General features: G+C 55.5%; 17 protein-coding genes. 10 read left to right on the forward strand and 7 right to left on the reverse strand.

All coding sequences use genetic code 11. From position 1 onward, the window contains the following. Positions 1-52: 52 nt before the first annotated feature. The gene (locus FYJ35_RS13325) at positions 53-1,120 is read right to left on the reverse strand and encodes an AcrVA2 family anti-CRISPR protein (protein ID WP_154527343.1); all 1,068 of its coding nucleotides are present in this window, start codon (positions 1,118-1,120) and stop codon (positions 53-55) included. Positions 1,121-1,280: 160 nt separating this feature from the next. Here FYJ35_RS13325 and FYJ35_RS13330 point away from each other — a divergent pair, with 160 nt between their 5' ends. From FYJ35_RS13330 to FYJ35_RS13335, 3 genes are all read left to right on the forward strand, one after another. Continuing rightward, positions 1,281-1,409: a ferredoxin gene (locus FYJ35_RS13330; RefSeq protein ID WP_154527344.1), complete on the forward strand. Its 129-nt coding sequence runs from the start codon at positions 1,281-1,283 to the stop codon at positions 1,407-1,409. Positions 1,410-1,419: 10 nt separating this feature from the next. After that, the gene (locus FYJ35_RS14885) at positions 1,420-1,545 is read left to right on the forward strand and encodes a hypothetical protein (protein WP_268892557.1); all 126 of its coding nucleotides are present in this window, start codon (positions 1,420-1,422) and stop codon (positions 1,543-1,545) included. A gap of 154 nt (positions 1,546-1,699) precedes the next feature. Then, positions 1,700-3,058, forward strand: coding sequence for an MATE family efflux transporter (locus FYJ35_RS13335; RefSeq protein ID WP_154527345.1), 1,359 nt, complete (start codon positions 1,700-1,702; stop codon positions 3,056-3,058). Positions 3,059-3,170: 112 nt separating this feature from the next. Here FYJ35_RS13335 and FYJ35_RS13340 read toward each other — a convergent pair whose 3' ends face one another. Next, positions 3,171-3,824 (reverse strand): Crp/Fnr family transcriptional regulator, encoded by a 654-nt coding sequence (locus FYJ35_RS13340; protein WP_154527347.1) that lies wholly within the window; start codon positions 3,822-3,824, stop codon positions 3,171-3,173. Between the two features lie 142 nt (positions 3,825-3,966). Here FYJ35_RS13340 and FYJ35_RS13345 point away from each other — a divergent pair, with 142 nt between their 5' ends. The 6 genes from FYJ35_RS13345 to asrC all read left to right on the forward strand — a co-directional run bounded on the left by FYJ35_RS13345 (position 3,967) and on the right by asrC (position 9,580). Further along, a complete protein-coding gene (locus FYJ35_RS13345) occupies positions 3,967-4,905 on the forward strand; it encodes an ABC transporter substrate-binding protein (RefSeq protein ID WP_154527349.1) in 939 nt (312 codons plus the stop codon). A 27-nt stretch (positions 4,906-4,932) separates the two neighbouring features. Beyond that, a complete protein-coding gene (locus FYJ35_RS13350; RefSeq protein ID WP_154527351.1) occupies positions 4,933-5,910 on the forward strand; it encodes a FecCD family ABC transporter permease in 978 nt (325 codons plus the stop codon). Then, the gene (locus FYJ35_RS13355; protein WP_154527353.1) at positions 5,907-6,671 is read left to right on the forward strand and encodes an ABC transporter ATP-binding protein; all 765 of its coding nucleotides are present in this window, start codon (positions 5,907-5,909) and stop codon (positions 6,669-6,671) included. Before FYJ35_RS13350 ends, FYJ35_RS13355 begins: the two co-directional genes overlap by 4 nt. 89 nt (positions 6,672-6,760) lie before the next feature. Beyond that, on the forward strand, positions 6,761-7,786 hold the full coding sequence (asrA, locus tag FYJ35_RS13360) for an anaerobic sulfite reductase subunit AsrA (protein ID WP_154527355.1): 1,026 nt from the start codon (positions 6,761-6,763) through the stop codon (positions 7,784-7,786). A 1-nt stretch (position 7,787) separates the two neighbouring features. After that, positions 7,788-8,576: an anaerobic sulfite reductase subunit AsrB gene (gene asrB, locus FYJ35_RS13365; RefSeq protein WP_154527357.1), complete on the forward strand. Its 789-nt coding sequence runs from the start codon at positions 7,788-7,790 to the stop codon at positions 8,574-8,576. Positions 8,577-8,593: 17 nt separating this feature from the next. Continuing rightward, positions 8,594-9,580, forward strand: coding sequence for a sulfite reductase subunit C (asrC, locus tag FYJ35_RS13370; RefSeq protein WP_154527359.1), 987 nt, complete (start codon positions 8,594-8,596; stop codon positions 9,578-9,580). 137 nt (positions 9,581-9,717) lie between these two features. On the opposite strand, the gene FYJ35_RS13375 is transcribed toward asrC, so the two are convergent. The 4 genes from FYJ35_RS13375 to tsaA all read right to left on the reverse strand — a co-directional run bounded on the left by FYJ35_RS13375 (position 9,718) and on the right by tsaA (position 15,050). Beyond that, on the reverse strand, positions 9,718-11,358 hold the full coding sequence (locus FYJ35_RS13375; protein WP_154527361.1) for an ATP-binding protein: 1,641 nt from the start codon (positions 11,356-11,358) through the stop codon (positions 9,718-9,720). 161 nt (positions 11,359-11,519) lie between these two features. Then, positions 11,520-12,896, reverse strand: a complete 1,377-nt coding sequence (locus tag FYJ35_RS13380) for a vWA domain-containing protein (RefSeq protein ID WP_154527363.1) — start codon at positions 12,894-12,896, stop codon at positions 11,520-11,522. A 90-nt stretch (positions 12,897-12,986) separates the two neighbouring features. Beyond that, a complete protein-coding gene (locus tag FYJ35_RS13385; RefSeq protein ID WP_154527365.1) occupies positions 12,987-14,249 on the reverse strand; it encodes a leucine-rich repeat protein in 1,263 nt (420 codons plus the stop codon). A gap of 102 nt (positions 14,250-14,351) precedes the next feature. Next, positions 14,352-15,050 (reverse strand): tRNA (N6-threonylcarbamoyladenosine(37)-N6)-methyltransferase TrmO, encoded by a 699-nt coding sequence (tsaA, locus tag FYJ35_RS13390; protein ID WP_328597095.1) that lies wholly within the window; start codon positions 15,048-15,050, stop codon positions 14,352-14,354. A 281-nt stretch (positions 15,051-15,331) separates the two neighbouring features. Here tsaA and FYJ35_RS13395 point away from each other — a divergent pair, with 281 nt between their 5' ends. Continuing rightward, the gene (locus FYJ35_RS13395) at positions 15,332-15,835 is read left to right on the forward strand and encodes a CarD family transcriptional regulator (protein WP_154527369.1); all 504 of its coding nucleotides are present in this window, start codon (positions 15,332-15,334) and stop codon (positions 15,833-15,835) included. A gap of 10 nt (positions 15,836-15,845) precedes the next feature. On the opposite strand, the gene murI is transcribed toward FYJ35_RS13395, so the two are convergent. After that, a complete protein-coding gene (murI, locus tag FYJ35_RS13400) occupies positions 15,846-16,622 on the reverse strand; it encodes a glutamate racemase (RefSeq protein ID WP_154527371.1) in 777 nt (258 codons plus the stop codon). Positions 16,623-16,660 lie beyond the last annotated feature (38 nt).

The raw sequence follows: 16,660 nt of genomic DNA on the forward strand, positions 1-16,660 counted from the left end.
TTCCCCATGGACCGATTGGGAATAAAAAAACAGGGCGTAATGCCCCGTTTTTTTATTTTACCCTGTGGATCGTCACCGGCGCATCGCTGCCATCTTCGGCATTGACGAAGATCGGCGGGATCCACTTTACCACCAGCTCTCGGGATGCCTCGTCGTTCCTGTGCCCGGTCCAGAATGAATGGTAGTGCGCCCTGCGGATGTGCGGCCGCTTCGGCGTGTGCGATCCTTCATGCGTGGATCCGCGCGTTACCTGATGTTCATGGTATTTTTTCAGCGCCGGACCGATCCGAATACCGACATCCCAGATATTAATCTTTTTGGCGGAAGGCTCGGATTTTTGCGGGGAAACAGGTTTTGCATCAGCGGGCTTCGGCTTCGCTGGCTTCCGTTCCCGAATGTCGTTATCGGTTGAACAAATGTATACGACGATGGGCAGCAGCTCCTGAATCGCGGTCTTCGCGCTCTGGCGGGTAACGTCAACCCCCATCTTTTTGATGGGCGTATTTATCAGTTTTTTATATTCCACTCCCAGAAATTCCAGTGAACGCTGGTTAGTCACATCCTCGTAGCGGTCAAATGCCTCACCAATTGTTTCGCAATTGATGTGCAGTGACAGCGGAAGAATGAACGACAGATCTGCTGATACTGGCAGCAGGCGAAGCTCATGCTCTCCGTTTTTGACATCGTATTCCAGCGTCACGAAAAAACCGTCGATCTTATGTCCGAATACAGATATATTTGCCGTTTGAACATAAAAGCTCTGATATGGAAGGCGATGCAGAATCTCCGTCGGGATCTTTGTCGCCGGTTCCGAATCGATCAGCTCCCGTTCAAGATCAGCGTCCATTGCGTATACCTGCCGGGTTAATCGCCAGGGCGCAAGTGCGAATATTGATGAGATATCGAAAAACGCTTTCTCCGAAAAATCCGGAACCGGAGAATTTGTGACAATTGCTGATGCGGCGGCCATAGGCGCATAGCACCATTCCGGCCACTGCATATCTGGTTCACTCCCGCGTAGTGAATGAAAATATGCCATCTGCTCCCAGGCTTCAGGGTATTCGTCCTCTACTTTGCGCATCAGATCCAATGGAACGCATCTGTATTTTTTCTTGCCCATGATTATCCCTCCATCCTGTGATGATAACTATAACATAAAACAGGAACGGCGATCACCGTCCCTGTTTTTAGCAATTTTTTTAGCAAACTATATGCCAATATGGGTATTTATAGATTTTGCTGATTACAAAGCCCCAGTAAATACGCTACTATGCACACATATGCTATTTCGCAACAAGACAGACGAGGGAACGGCAAAGGCGATCGAGGAGGATGTGCCGGCGTCCGCAGAGGAGACGGCGCAGGAGGCCATGGAGAACTGCCCGGTCGGTGCGATCGGACAGGTTTGAGAGACGCTTGATGGCTGGCCTTATGCTGAGCAGGAAGCTGACACGGCTTTCAGAGGTTGATCAATCCGGGGGTGCAGGAGCTGATCAGGAAACTGATCAGGCTGACAGCGGTGTTGACAGCCGGCTGGAGAGCTGATAGGATAGCACCGTTCATCGGAGGGTAAGTTATTCGTCTGGAAATAACGAGCTGGATAAGATGTCTGGTTGAGATACCGGATTTCTTATCCGGCTTTTTTTGTGAAGGCGACCGCACATCATCGAGTGCGGGATTGACGGAAAGAAGACCTGATATGGAAAAGAGAATCGATTTTACGAGCGGCAGAATCGTTGGCCCGCTTCTGAAATTTGCAGGCCCTGTCCTTCTGGCTTTGTTTCTGCAGGCGATGTACGGGGCAGTGGACCTCCTGATTGTCGGGAAATTCGCAAGCTCTGCGGATGTGTCAGCAGTTTCAACCGGATCCCAGATTATGATGACGATCACCAACATTCTCAGCAGCCTGTGTATGGGCATGACGATTCTGCTGGGGCAGAAGATCGGGGAAAAGCGTGCGGAGGAGGGAGGCAGGATTGTCGGAAGCGGTCTTGTGATGTTTCTGACGGTCGGAATCGTGCTGAGCTTCGTCCTGCCGCTCCTGGCGCCGCAGCTTGCCGGCATTATGCATGCCCCGGAGGCGGCCTATGACCTGACGGTGCAGTATATTCGGATCTGCGGCGGCGGGGCTGTCGTGATCATCGCCTACAATCTGATCGGCGGTATTTTCAGAGGACTGGGAGACTCCAACACGCCGCTTGTGACGGTGCTGATTGCATGCATCTTCAATATCGCAGGAGATTTGACGCTTGTGGCAGGCTTCCACATGGGAACCGCAGGAGCGGCCATCGCGACGGTAGCGGCCCAGCTCATCAGTGTGGTGATTTCGTATATCCTGATATCAAAGAAAACACTCCCATTCGAATTCCGGAGAAAGATGGTCCGGTGGGACGGCCGGATCATCCGGCGGATACTGATTTTAGGAACACCCATCGCAGTACAGGATTTTCTTGTCGGTGTCTCTTTCCTGGTCATCCTTGCGATCGTCAACTCGATCGGTCTGACAGAGTCCGCCGGGGTCGGCGTGGCTGAAAAGGTCTGCGCATTCATCATGCTGGTACCGTCAGCGTTCATGCAGTCCATGTCGGCATTTGTCGCGCAGAACCGGGGCGCCGGAAAGATGGACAGAGCGATGAAGGGGTTCCGATCGGCAGTCGGGATTTCGTTCGCCTTCGGTGCCCTGATGTTCTATCTCGCCTTTTTCCACGGCGATCTTCTGTCGGGAATCTTCTCAAAAGACAGACAGGTGATTCTGGCCTCGGCGGACTATCTGAAGGCGTACGCAGTGGACTGCCTGCTGACGTGCTTTCTTTTCTGCTTCATCGGCTTCTACAATGGAATGGGAAGGACGTCCTTCGTCATGATGCAGGGCATTCTTGGTGCATTCGCGGTACGCGTTCCGGTTTCATATCTCATGAGCAGGCAGACGCCCGTTTCGCTGTTCCATATCGGGCTGGCAACACCCTGTTCAACCGCTGTGCAGATCACGCTGTGCTTTATCTATCTGTGGCTTCTGCGCCGCCCCGGCAGAGCGACATCCGACAGAAGCTTTCTGTAAGGGTTTCCCGCCTTGCGGGTTCCGTTCATCAACTGGCCCGGCTGGCTGAGCCTGCATAACACATTCTGTGAGGGTGTAGGAATCCCCCCCGGACGAGCAGGAGACCGTTTTGTTACATGGCATGCAGCTCCCGGCAGAGGGAGGTCCGGTTGACGTTCAGATAGCGCGCCAGCTCGGACTTGTTCATCGGGAGCGTAACGGTGCTGCCCTGGATGGACAGCCCGCGGGATGCCCCTGCCTTCGAATCTCCTGTCAGCTGAAGCCTCAGAAAAGACAGCAGCTTGTCCCTCAGGGTATCTCTCGAAAGAATGTCGATTTTCTGCATCAGCGCCAGGTTCTTTCGGGACAGCAGCTCATACAGGTTGGATACAAGTGTTTCGTGGAAGACACATCGGTTGCTGCACGTATGGAGCGTCTTTGCAAGCGGCAGGCAGAGCACCTGCGAGGAGCGGGCGGCGAGAAATGAAACGCTGGTGACCGGAGAATGCCGCAGAGCGAAGGATTCACCAAACAGCTCCCCGGGCTGGATGTAGGTCAGAATGGAGCGGTGACCTTCCTGGTCTTCCTTGAGCATGAAGATGCAGCCCGACATCAGGACGCAGACATGCGCCATCAGTTCATCATCCAGAACCGCATATTCTTTTCTTCTGTATTCGCGCACGAATGCTCCCAGGCAGGTGAGCATCGGGCGGATATCATTTCGATCAATCTGATCAAAAAGCGGTAGCTCCATCAGCTGTTGGTCCTGAATTTCAGCTAATTCCATAAATTTCGAACCTTTTTTTCGTGAGATTTTATTTTGACGGGTGTTCCATATGCAACACTTTCTATCATGGCACAATCTAAAATGAAAGTAAATGTGTCTTTACAGGTGTTTGTTAATGTTTTGACGACTGGAGAGAAAATCTATGGACAAAAGGTTCAGGCACACGATAATCAGCATGATGACAGCGGTCGTCTTTCTGGCTTCGCTGCCATTGACGGGCTGTGTTTTTGCCGGAGACAGCCCGATGGCGGATGGAACGGACGCATCTTCCCGGAAGGCGCCGAAACGCGTCGTGGCGCTGTCCCGCTCCATCGGGGATCTCTGGCTGCTTGCAGGCGGTACGCTGTCAGGCATTACCAGTGACGGGCTGGACCTGAGTGGCATTACAAAGGACTGTGTATCGGTCGGGACCATCAGTGCGCCGAACGCAGAAGCCATCATGGAACTGCAGCCGGATGAGGTTCTGGCGACAGAGGAGATCCCCGCCCAGAAGAAGGTTGTTGAGACTCTTACGTCCGCCGGTATTTCCTGCCGGGACGTAAGCGTGAACAGCTTCACGGACTATGAGCAGATTATGAAGAAGTTCACGGAATTGACCGGGCGGCAGGATCTTTACACGTCGAACGTGGAGGAGGTGGCAGAGGCCATCGACGAGCTCAGAGATTCCGCCCCGGCTGCGGTCAGGGGAAAGAGCTTCCTGCTGATCCGGGCCTCCGCGGCGAAGACGAAGGCGCTGAAGGATGATCATTTTGTGGCAGCGATGCTGACAGATCTCGGGCTGGTCAATGTCGCGGCGGATGACAGCAGCCTGGATGACCTCAGTCTTGAGTGGATCGTCGAAAAAGACCCAGCATACATCTTCATCGTCACACAGGGCAGCGTCAAGGAAGCCAATGAGGCCTTCAAGGAGAGTTTCCTGAGCCAGCCGGCATGGAACCAGCTGTCCGCTGTCAGGGGACGCAGGCTCTTCATCCTGGAGAAAGATCTGTTTCAGTACAAGCCGAACAATCGCTGGGCGCAGGCCTATCAGGTTCTGCTTGATGATCTGACAGATGGTGTTGAAGGAAGCACGGAAGGGTGAAATTGACGGGCGGAAGAGAGGAGAAGGATGCATCGAAAGGATGTACACGAGCAGAACAAGGTGCCTTATGCCATTGCTGTCACAGCCGGGGCCCTGCTTACAGTGGGTTTCTGCCTGCTGTCCCTTTTCTATGGGAAGTCCGGGGATGAAGCGGTCTGGCATCAGATCCTCTGCTATGTACGGATTCCGAGAACAGCCGGCGCAGTCTTATGCGGAGCGGCGCTTGCTGTTTCCGGACTCCTTCTGCAGGAGGCGCTCCACAATCCGCTGGCTTCCCCATCGATCCTCGGGATCAACAATGGAGCAGGCCTTTTCGTGCTTCTGGCATCGCTGCTGTTTCCGGGCATGGTGTACGCACGCTCTGTGATGGTCCTCTGCGGTGCGCTTCTGGCGACCGGTCTGGTGTACCTGATCGCGATATGCGCAGGCTTCAGCAAAACGATGATCATTCTTTCAGGGGTGGCAGTATCCGCCCTGATGAGCGCGGGGATCAATGGCATCATCACATTTTTTCCGGAATCGGTTGCGGACAAGGCGGCCTTCAGTCTGGGCGGCTTGTCCGGCGTGACCTGGCCGGTGCTTGCCCTTGCGGGGGCACTGATCATGCCCTGCCTGCTGGGCGGTCTGTTCCTGAGCCGGGGAATTGATCTGTTTGCACTGGGGGATGAGACGGCGCACAGCCTGGGGCTGAATGTGAAGAGGCATCGCTGTCTCACCATTCTGGCGGCAGCCGTCCTTGCCGGGGCGGCGGTCTGCGTCGGCGGACTGATCAGCTTCCTGGGCCTGATTATCCCGAATCTGATCAGAAGAGTCTTCTCACAGGATCTGACAACGTCCGGAAGCCTGCTGCTGTGTGTGCTCTATGGAAGTGCGCTGCTCCTTGCAGCTGACTTTCTGGGGAGAAGACTGCTGTATCCGTACGAGCTGCCTGTCGGACTTCTGATCAGTCTGCTCGGCGCACCCTTCTTCATCGGAATGCTGATTCACAGAAAGCGTGGCATATGATCCGGATTCAATCATTTTCAGCCGGGTACGGCGCAGGTGCGTTCGGAATTGAAATCGAAGATCTTACCCTCAAAAGAGGGGAGATCACAACTCTGATCGGGGAAAATGGATGCGGCAAGTCTACCTTTCTGAAATCGCTGGCGGGCATTCTCCCTTACCGGGGGCATGCGCTTATGGACGGGGAGGAGATTGCGGACCTTTCCCCTAAGGCGAGGGCGCAGCGGCTTGCCTATCTTCCGCAGAGTCTTCCGGCCCCGCGCATGACGGTGCGAACGCTCGTTTCGCACGGCTGCTTCAGCCGGGCGGGCATCACAAATGTGCTGAGTGAGGCAGACCTGAGAGGCATAGAGACGGCACTCCGGGAGACGGATATGACGCCACTCTCGGACCGCCTGCTTGGAAAGCTGTCCGGGGGAGAGAGGCAGCGCGCTTATCTGGCCATGATCCTGGCGCAGGACCCGGACTACCTGCTGGTAGATGAGGGAACCTCCAGCATGGATATCGCGCATCGGAGAAAGACAATGGAGCTTTTCGGCAGGCTGACGCAGCGCGGGAAGAGCGTGGTGACCGTCTCCCATGACCTGCCGCTGAGCTTCAGCATCAGCAGCCACATTTTCATCATGAAATGCGGGAAAGTTGTGCTTTCAGGGACACCGGAGGAGCTGGCGGATCAGCCGGAGCGCCTGCGGGAGATTCTGGGCATCGCCCTGGCACCGTCCCGAACCGATGAGGCTCTCTACGCCTACGAACTGATTCGGTGACGCTGCCTGACAGACAGAGGCTTCATGCGCCGCCACAGACGGCGCTGAAACATATCGATACTGGTCGATCCATCACAGGAGGAATATCTATGGGCTATGTGCTGACACAGGAGGGGTTTTCGGACGCGATCTCGCAGCTCCGGAAAACCTATCGGATCTTTGCGCCGGTTCGGAAGAAAGGAGCAGGACGCTTTACCGACGTTGACGCCATACTGTATGACGAGGTGAACGGAAGCGAGGAGATCGAGCTTCACGAAAAGTCGGATTATTCTGCCAAGGAGGTTCTGACACCCCTGTCGGAGACACTGTTCTACTTTACAGAAGGCGTCTGTAAGGAAGCCGATCTGGATACAAGGCCGGTTCTGCTGTTTCTGAGAAGCTGCGATCTGCAAGCCATGAAGCGGCAGGATCAGATCTATCTGGCGAACGGAATGGAAAAGGATTTCTTCTACCAGCGTCGCAGGGAGCTTGTTCATTACGTCCTGATCGGCTGCAGCCACAGCTTTGAGAACTGTTTCTGCGTGGACATGAAGGCCAATGTCTCGGAGGACGGATACGCATTCTCGGTTGATGAAGCAGACGGGATGTACCGGATCAACGTGCTGGATGAGGGGTTGGATGCCGTCTTTTCCGCCGCAGCTACTTCGAAGGAAGAGGTTGTCCCGGCACATGTCACACAGAATGAGGTCCATGTCCGCGTTCCGGAGACGATCCCGGCGGAGATCATGAAGCACCCGCTGTGGGACGAGTATACGACCCGGTGCATCGGCTGCGGACGCTGCAATTTTGTCTGTCCGACCTGCACCTGCTTTACCATGCAGGATGTCTATTACAGCGACAACGGGCGTGTCGGCGAGCGCCGGCGTGTGGGCAGCTCCTGCATGGTTGACGGCTATTCCAATGTAGCCGGAGGCGGCCAGTACCGGAAGACCCAGGGAGAACGCATGCGGTTCAAGGTTCTTCACAAGATTCTGGACTTCAGGAAGCGGTTCGGCTATGACATGTGCGTCGGCTGCGGACGCTGTGACGATGTCTGCGGCGAGTACATCAGCTACTCCAACATCATCAACAAGGTCGCCGATGCGGTGGATGCCATGGAAAAGGAGGGCAGATAAGATGAACAATCCGTATATTCCGTTTCCTTCTGAAATTCTGGAGGTCATCCGCCATACGCAGAAGGAATATACCTTCCGCATGGCATACACCGGTGAAGTGAAGCCGGGCCAGTTCTTCGAGGTTTCCGTTCCCAAGTACGGCGAAGCTCTGATCTCCGTATCCGGCATCGGCCCCGGCTTTGTGGATCTGACAATCCGCAGGGTCGGCAGAGTGACGAATGAGGTGTTCGAAACCTACGCCGGCCAGTCTCTGCTGCTCCGCGGCCCCTATGGAAATGGATTCGACGTTGAGCTCTACCGGGATGGGGAGACGGTTGTGGTCGCCGGCGGAACCGGTGTGTCGCCTGTGCGCGGCGTCATTTCCGCCCTGTCCAAGATGGACAATGCAAAGGACAAATACGCCATCACCGGTTTCAGGAGCCCCTCGGACATGCTGTTTCGGGACGACCTTGAGGCGTGGGAGAAGAGGCTGAACCTGATTCTGACGGTGGACGGTGCCCCGGAGGGATATGCAGGAAATGTCGGCCTGGTCACGAAGTATATCGCGGATCTTCCGCTGAGAGATCCGGCTTCGGCAAAGGCGATCGTAGTCGGACCGCCGCCAATGATGAAGTTCACGATCATCGAGCTGAAGAAGAAGGGGTTTGCGGACGAGAACATCACGGTATCCTACGAGCGCAAGATGTGCTGCGGCCTGGGAAAGTGCGGACACTGCCGGGTCAATGACACGTATATCTGTCTGGATGGCCCTGTGTTTAACTATGTCGATGCCAGAACGATGATGGATTGATCCAGATTGGAGCATATATGGGAAATTTAGATATCAATGTCGCAAAACTGAAGAAAAATGCCTTCCGCTATTCCAAGGTCCGCGGTGAAACGGCTTCCCGGATCCGGATTCCGGGCGGCGTGATTGACAGCAAGTCCTTGGGACGCGTCGTGGAGATCGCCGAAAAGTATGGAAATGGTGTCATTGACATCACAAACCGCCAGGGGATCGAGATTCCGGGGATCCGGCTGGAGGATGTCGACAAGGTCAATGCGGAGGTTCAGCTTATCATCGACTCGCTCCGCATCAATCAGACGGAGGAAGGCAAGGGGTATCCTGCTTCGGGAACCCGGAACGTCATTGCCTGTCCGGGAGCGCGGCTGTGCCCGTTCGGCTGCTATGACACGACTGCCTTTGCGCAGAAGATGGAGAAGACCATCTACCCGAATGACCGTCATGTGAAGGTCGCGTTTACCGGCTGCTCGAATGACTGCGCGAAGGTCCGGCTGGCGGACTTCGGGGTGATCGGCATGACCGAGCCGCAGTACAACCCGGACCGCTGTGTAGCCTGCGAGCAGTGCATCAAATACTGCAGGCGGCGTTCAGTCGGAGCGCTTTCACTGAAAAACGGAAAGGTTGTCCGCGATACGGCCAAGTGCATCGGCTGCGGTGTCTGTGTGACGTACTGTCCGACACGCGCATGGACCAGAAGCAAGGAGCATTATTTCCGTCTGGTAATTCTCGGACGGACCGGAAAGAAGAACCCGCGTCTGGCGGAGGATTTCATCAAGTGGTGTGATGAGGAGAGCATTCTGAAGATCGCCGCGAACACCTACGCCTACATCGAGGAGTACATTGACCCGAATGCGGTGGAGCACAAGGAGCACATCGGCTACATCGTGGACCGGACGGGCTTTGAGAAGTTCAAGGAGTACATCTTCAAAGATGTCACCCTGAACGAGAAGGCGGAAGTCGCCCAGCGCGTCTACTGGGGCGGAAAGCACTACGACCAGTACGGCGGCTGAGTGATCCGGCAGTCTGAATGCCGATTCGCGGTCCTGCAGCCGGACTGTCTTTTGCGGTTCGGCAGCAGAACTGCCGTACAGCCGCGCGCCTGTCGTCCTGCAGCCGGACTGCCTTTTGTGGTTCGGCAGCAGGGAGCTTACTCGCCGCGCATCTCGGAGCGGATGTCATCGAGCTGCCTGCGGATGCCTGTCTGGGCATCATCAAACAGCAGCGACTTGTTGTACCGGTAATACCTGGGGCTTTCATGTTCTTTCAGGAAGTCCATGGCATACAGGCTTACAGACAGCTCGGTGATAAAGTAGACCATCTCCTGGCTTTCGCCGAAGGCGGCTTCCATAAAGTCAAAGGCATACTCCAGGCGGGCAGAGGTTCTTTCAGCAGCAGCATCCAGTCGTTCACGGTCTTTCATAAACGATTCCCGGAGCAGATCGAAGGCCGCCCCGGAGTTTTCCGGTATTCTTTCGGACAGCAGCAGGACATACCGGTCACAGGCCTGAAAAACAGGGCGGTACTCTGCTGTCAGAGCCTTCTCGCTCTGTCCGGCGTCCAGCCTGCTGTGAACCTGCAGTTTCAGATCGTTTACGATCGATTCCAGGATGGAAGTATAGGACGCTTCGTTTTCACTGACAGACCGGGCTGTATCCGCTGAGAAAGCGGATGCCTTGTCAGCCAGAGTTGTGTGGGCTTGGGAGGCTGAGGACGTGTCAGTCGGAGCTGTTCCGTCTGCGGCAGACGGCAGGGACCGTCTCTGGAATTCCTTCAGAATCGCATACAGGTGTCCCACATACCGGTCTGTTTCCCACCAGTTCTTGAAGTCGGCCGACAGGCGGGAGAGCAGCAGCGAGACGATTTCCACCCGCTCGTCAAATGCGGCATACCGGAGTTTGCTGAGTGTCCCGGGGCGGATGACACCGGACAGGATCTCGTCGACCTGGTAATCCTTCTGATAGCGGTTGTAAAGCTCCAGATAATTTGCAAAATCCTTCGCGATCGACGGGTACTGGAGATACTGGCCGACCACATCCTCGTCCATCGTCTTTCCAAGCCGTTCGTAGGCATAAAGCATCTCTGAAAGATCTTCCCATCCGCGCGCCGTGACAAAGCGCATGCCGTCCACCGTTGTCTCGCAGCGGTAGAAGTTGTCTCTGTGAATATTCAGGTAGGAAATGACCGCCCCATGAATGCCGGCCTGGTCTGCGTACTTCCGCCAGACCGGGTAATCGGCCTCCACATCGATTACCTTGACACGGTCCAGCGTCACAACATCGAAATCGCGGACAGATTTGTTGTACTCCGGCGGATTTCCGGCAGCAACAATGATCCAGCCCTTCGGCACCTTCTGGTTTCCGAAGGTCTTGCACTGAAGAAACTGCAGCATCGTCGGGGCAAGTGTCTCGGATACGCAGTTAATCTCATCGATGAACAGTATTCCCTCTGATTTTCCGGAAACCTCCATGCGGTCATACACGGAGGCAATGATCTCGCTCATCGTATACTGGGTGACGGATACTTCATTTCCGCCGTACGTTTTTTTCTCGATATAGGGAAGCCCGATGGCACTCTGGCGGGTGTGATGGGTGATCGTGTAGGCCACCAGGCCGATGTCGCACTCGGATGCGATCTGCTCCATGATCTGCGTCTTGCCGACGCCCGGAGGCCCCATCAGGAGCACCGGACGCTGCCGGATCTCCGGAATCCGGTAAGCCCCATATTCATCCTTGTCGAGGTATGCTTCGATTGTGTCCTTGATTTCCTGTTTTGCTCTCTGAATATTCATCTCAACAGGACATCATCCATGCCCGATCTCTGCCGATCCAAGGCGGGAAGACTGTCCATCCTCCTTCCAAGACTGCTTGTGTGATTAGTAAAAGGGCGGTGCAAACCCCATCTGAACGACAGCTCAGCTGGTGAGGTTCACGCAGGTATCGGCTGCGGATTTCACAGCTGGTCCTTTGGCCATACGAAGGCCGAATCCAGAAGGGCGTCTTTTTCCTGCTCAATGTCCTCCCTCGGGAGGATCAGCTTCATCGCCCAGGGCGGAACCTGCCGGTCATCCGCGCTTTCCTCGCAGAAGATGAAGGCCGTCTCATAGGGCGGCTTCTTTTTGGGGTAGATTCCCTTGCCGTCCGTAAAGTACAGCAGTCCGCGGAGATTCCGGAATTCTTTTTTCCGGATCAGGTCTGCCACATAGTCGAAGGCCGGACGGAAGTCAGTACCACCCTGTCCATTCAGCTCAAAATGTTCCATATATGTTTTCAAGTCTTTCTGAGAGGTGATTTTCTCATCCGACAGCACCTTCTCATCACACTGCAGAATCCGGATGTTGACCTTATGAAGATAGCTTTCGGACTCACTCAGAATGCTGTAGGTCTCCTCCAGAAAGGCGTGCACAAGCGCCCCCGTGACAGACATCGATACGTCGATGACAATCACAAACTCATCAATCTTCTTCACTTCCCTGAATTCCTGAGGCTCGATCAGCGGCATGTTTCCGTAATGACTCAGCCCGAAGGTATACAGAACATAGTCGAAGGTATCCGGATCAACGTGCATCTCCTCGCGCAGCGCCGCAAACTTCCTGAGGAAGGAGCGGTAGTCATATTTTTTCCTGTTCTCGACTTTTGTCTGTTCGAGGAAATCGCTGTCCTTCTGCGACATCTCTGTGGAGAAGGATTCCATCTGCGTCTGCGTCTTCTTTGAGATATCGTCCCATTTGTTCCGGAGCTTCAGTGCAGCGGGCGGAAGCGGACTGTTCGGATTCGCCGGATTCAGCGAAGGCCAGAGACTGTGGTCGTCGACGGAGAATTCGGCCTTCATGCGGGCAGCCTCCCCGCGGTCTGGCGCCATCAGAACCAGCTGGCGGTATATGCACTCGGCATTCAGAACGGGGGTGCGCTTTTCAAGCTCTGCTCTGAGACGGCTTCTGTACTGACTGTGGGCGATCCGGGTCGACCGGAAATGACCGTCGTCAATGAGAAATTCAACAGCCATATCGCAGGCAAGCATCCACAGCGTCTTGCTGTGCCTGACCGGCTTGAAGATGTGTCGAAACAGACAGTGGTAGACCTCATGCAGGTAGACGCGGTTGACAAGCCTGCGATTCTTCTCAAAAAGGTCCGCAAGCGCCTTCGGATGGACGACGAGGGACCTGCCGTCTGTTCCAAAAGAATCGATATCAGTCGATGCAACAAATGAAAGACTTGACAGCGCCAGCCCGAGGTAATGCATGTCAAAGTACAGCTCATTGCGGCTGCCTGTCAGAATCTCCTGCGAGACCTTGACAAACCGGTTTGCGAGGTCCTCAGCGGTTGTCATACGGTTTTCCTTTCCGAATGCGTTATTCAGGAGCGGGCTGCTGACGGGCAAGGTCCATTTCCTGCCCGGATTTTATTCAGCAGGTAACACTCAGAAATCATACTTGCTCCTGGAGGAGGGGCGGAACATTCTGCGGCGCAGATCCATCAGAAAGACGGAGGCATCCGCCCGTCCGGCAGAGGAGGCCTGGTCGATCATGTGGTCGAGCAGCTTTTCGGTGAAGTACCCGGAGTGCTCCAGCACACGCAGCCAGTCGGTCAGATCCGTCTCCTGGTCGGCAAGGAGAAATGTCCAGAGCGCATCGGACCGTGCTCTGAGACAGGACACATAGTTCGCCAGACAGGTGCCGGACAGCTCGGCGGGCGTGATCAGCCGGTCAAGACAGAGTCGGACAAGCGTCTGCGGCATCTCCTGGGCGTCTGCTGCCGGCAGGAGACTGTCATACTGGCTGTACTGCAGCTTTCGCTGCAGAAAACACTGGCGGTACTGGTAGCCGGTTCCATGCCAGATGATTTCAATGATGCGGGCAGGCGTATTCTCCTTCGGCTCCTCATAGTATTCAGGAAAGAGAAGACGCACCGCGTCCTGACCGGAGGAATCCTGAAGCCGGACCTCCACTTCGTGATTCACTGTCCGCAGAACCTCCTGCAGCAGTGCAGGTGTAGCAGGTGGAGCAGAGGAGATGTTTTCCGGCAGCAGCTGCGGGGGGAGGGAGTCTGCGCGCTGCTGTCCCGCCTCTGGATCTTCCGATGGAGCGGCTGAAATGGCCTGCCGGAAGATCAGCACCGAGAGGGCAGGGCAGGAATTGAACAGTCCGGACCCGATCCGTCTGATCGATGCCGGGAAGGAGACGGTCTTCAGATTGTCGCAGCCATAGAAGGCATAGTTGCCGATCGCGGCAAGGGCATCCGGAAGGATCACAGCCCTCAGCCGTCTGCCGCAGAGCGAAGGCGGAAGCGTGCTTAGACGCTCAGAATTCTGAACGGCTGCGTTCACAGAGGCATCCGGGCGCCCAGTGACAGGGCGGCAGACATCGCCAACAAGCTGGTTATTCTGAACGGCTGCGTTCACAGAAGCACCCGGGCGCTCTGTGCGCTCGCCGGAAGAATGCGTGGACGCTGCAGATGCCCCGGCGCCGGTTGATTGAAAAGTCCCAAAGTGCCCGGAGCGCACAGCCCGGCGCTTCTCAGATTCTGCGTACAGCACAGAGGGCTCGTCTGCAAATGCATGATCGGCCAGCTCCCTCACGGGTTTTCCATCAATCTGCTCAGGGATCTGAATCGTGTCTGATTCTGTATACACCCGGAACAGAATGACATATGTTGATCTATCAATGTAATCGATGACATCCATAATTCAGAAGACCTCATAAGCCCGTACAGTCTCAGGCATGGCAGTTGCGATGGTAGGGCACAACCAGAAGCCCATCCGCGATATGTACAGGGATATCGCACTTCAGGAATGGCAGCCGCGATGGTAGGGCACAACCTCGCAGACGGTCAGGACATCCCCATCTACGTGGAAACGGATATCATAGCCGGCAAAGGCGACGCCGTACCTGCGGGCGGGATCGTTCTGGTAAGCCGGCCGGGGGTCCTGCTTCAGAATTTCAACCGCAGGGCGCCGCTTGCCTTCCGGCAGGACGCGCAGCCATTCCTCAGGGAATATGACCTTCAGTTCTTTGTCTTTAACACGGTCTGCGAATCCGCTGACAGCCTCCGGATGGCTGTCGGTGTACCGGATGTAGGGCTTGATATCGAGAATCGGCGTTCCGTCGAGCAGATCCGCTCCGGATATATGTAGAACAGGGCCGACCCCCTCGCGCATCTCAATCTGATCCAGCTTTACGGACGACAGGCCGATCGGATTGGGCCGGAAGGGCGAGCGGGTAGCAAAGACGCCGACATGCGTTCTGCCGCCAAGACGAGGCGGGTAGACCATCGGAGACCAGCCTGCAGCCTCATTTTCGGAAAATTTCCAGATCAGCCAGAGGTGAGAGTACCCTTCAAGTCCGATCACCTCATTCGGATCCCGGTACCCCGGTTCAAAGATGACCTCCGCCTTGAGCGAATCGATGAGATTGCTCTGGCGCGGAATCCCGAACTTCTCCTGAAAATCGCTGTGAATGACAGCAATCCTTTTCAGCTCAGCCACTCTCCATGCCCTCCTTATCTGCCTCTTCGTCTTAAGACAGCTACAAGCCAGTATACCACAATGAACGGGGCCGGCAGGAACGAAATGGCGCCCTGAAACATCAATATTGACGAAAATGTTCGACGAATTGAAAAATGATTGTCTATTATGAGACATTACAGGATTGCAAAGAAATTGGTATAATGATTATGTTGGCAAAACTGGAGTCTGATTACAAAAACTGAGAGAAGCAGGAACGGATTTCGATCACGAAAACCGCCTGCCCGGAAAGGAGAGTGGACGTGTATAGTATCGGACAATACATATCTTATGGCAACAGTGGTGTTTGCGAAGTGGTTGGCACGCGGGAGATTGAGTCGGCGCAGCCTGGAGCGGGCATGAAGGAGTGCTATATTCTGCGCCCGCTCCATGACAAGTCCTGCACCATCACGACGCCGGTGGACAATCAGAAGGTCATCATGCGGGATCTGATATCTCCGGAGGAGACGAGACAGCTTCTGGCGGATATCCCGGAGATGGAGACGCTCCCGGACCAGAGCGCAAGACAGCAGGAGCTTTCCTATCAGAAGGCGCTTCACTCCGGGGACTGTAAGCAGTGGATCTGCCTGGTGAAGACCTTGAACCGCCGCATTCGCTCACGGATTGCGAATGGCAAGAAAGTGACAGCGACAGATGACCGGTACTTCAAGGCGGCCACCGAGAAGCTCACGGAAGAGTTTTCGGTCGTGCTCGGAATCGGAGCAGACGAAATCAAAGAAATCCTGAAAGATGCATTTACAATCTGAAACGGCCGGCTTACCAGGGCTCAGCCATCAGCCGGCTGCAGAGGGGCAGCTTCTCCGGGAGGCTCTCCCTGTATTCGATCTGTCCCTTCCTTCCTGGTGCTTTCAGAAGATTTTCCTCCTTTAACCGTCTTTCAAGCTGGCGGGCGGTTCCCTCACCTCCGTCCAGGATCCGGATCCCGGTTCCTGCGACCTCCTGGATGGTTCTCTTCAGAAACGGATAATGCGTGCATCCGAGCACGATGGCATCGACGGGCTTCTTCATGTGCGGAAGAAGGAGCGTGCGGAGATATGCCTTGACCTCAGGGCCGTCCAGATTGCCGTCCTCCACAAATTCCATAAGGCCGGGGCAGCCAAGCGCGGTGACGTCCGCGCTTTTTGCATAGCGCCCGAGAAGCTCGTGAAGCTTCTGACCCTTGACCGTGAGCGGCGTCGCCATCACGATGACGCGCGGGTGTTCCCCGATCGAGACAGCCGGCTTCAAGGCGGGCTCGATGCCGATGACAGGGATGTCGGTATAGACCTCCCGCAGAATGGAAATGGCCGCGCTTGTGGCGGTATTGCAGGCGACGACAAGCGCCTTGATGCCGCTTCGGTAGAGCATTTCCGCATGGGTGAGAGACAGCCGCCGGATCTGCTCCAGCGTCTTTGTCCCGTAGGGCGCATTCCTGGAATCCCCGAAATAGATATAGTCTTCCTGAGGCATCAGCCGGACGGCCTCCCTCAGAACGCTCAGCCCGCCCAGCCCGGAGTCAAAAAAACCGATGGGGAGCTGTGAACTGATTTCCATAGTTTTCTCCTGAATATGAACCAACGCTTCGCTGCCTT

It is taken from the genome of Porcincola intestinalis (genome assembly GCF_009696445.1).
Taxonomy (GTDB): domain Bacteria; phylum Bacillota; class Clostridia; order Lachnospirales; family Lachnospiraceae; genus Porcincola; species Porcincola intestinalis.